This is a genomic window from Maricaulis sp. CAU 1757, from assembly GCF_054482675.1.
The window spans coordinates 1-1,141 of record NZ_JBTLRI010000009.1; the positions used below are offsets into that span (position 1 = coordinate 1).

Consider the following 1,141-nt stretch of genomic DNA (forward strand, 5'->3'; position numbering starts at 1 on the left):
TTTCTGCAGCGCCGAAGCAGCCGATGAAAATTCCGGAAGACCGTCGCCTTCCCCCTCGAAACCCAGACCCCGTCACCGGCGCCCCTCTCCAAGGGAGGGCGGGGTTTAAGCCGCCCAGTTCGCCAAGTCAATCACCTTTTCCGCGGTCTTCGCAGTGCCCGTCAGACGGGCGGCTGGATCAATGCGGAGGCGGTGTTGCCCCGGCCTCTCCGACGTGCCCGCTGTGCTGGGCGCCCCGTCGAGGAAGGCGGCTTTTAAACGAGCCCTGCGGAGAGTCAACGCGGCGACTGCACCGCGATGCAGGCCATGGCACCCGACTGGCTTGCGGGCGCCGCCACCCAACCACTTGTCCACAGGCCCGAGCCCTGCCGTGACACGGCGCCGGCCCTGCTTGAGCCAGACCGCAGACTAACTGCACATCGTGGTCGCCATTAGACCCACCACCCCGAGCGCCCCGGCCATTGCGGCCGCGTCTCGCGGGCGTGTCTGGAAAGAGAGATGGGGTCGAAACCGGCACATGCGAGTCGCCCTCCCCCCGCAGCGCTTCAACCGCGACGCCTCGCCGGCACACGGACCCCGCCTCCAGGCCCGGGTGCGAAGCCGACCAGCCGAGCCAGCACATCGACCGGCTCCAGGACAGGCATGCCCATGGCCGCTCTTCCGCGTGCGTCGTGTTGATCATCCGGGCCCACCGTCCGCTGCATGAATGCCAGGGCCTCGCACACGCGGTCCGGACAGCCGGCCGCATTGCGGCTGCTTTTGCGCGGCAGGGTGGGAACACCTTCAAGGCACGGACTTTGCCCGCGAGTCCACACAAGCAAAAACCCCCGACCAGGCGGCCGGGGGTTTTGCTTTGGGTGCGGGGGTAGGATTTGAACCTACGACCTTCAGGTTATGAGCCTGACGAGCTACCGGACTGCTCCACCCCGCATCAGGGCGCCCACCCGAAGGCGGACCGGTCTTCTAGCACTCCGGCTCCCCGGGTCAACCGGTCTCCGGAGACAAAAACACCCCGCGAAGCGGGGCATATTTTGCATTTTGATTATTGTGGAGGGATCTTGTTGTCTCTGGCGTGCAGACCGGGCGACGACCTACTCTCCCACGTCTTAAGACGCAGTACCATCGGCGCTAGGGGTCTTGA

The 1,141-nt window shown here is 65.9% G+C and carries 1 tRNA gene; it reads right to left on the reverse strand.

What is annotated here, in order from left to right:
* Nucleotides 1–854 precede the first annotated feature (854 nt).
* A tRNA-Met gene (locus ACXYMR_RS13920) sits at nucleotides 855–931 on the reverse strand.
* Nucleotides 932–1,141 lie beyond the last annotated feature (210 nt).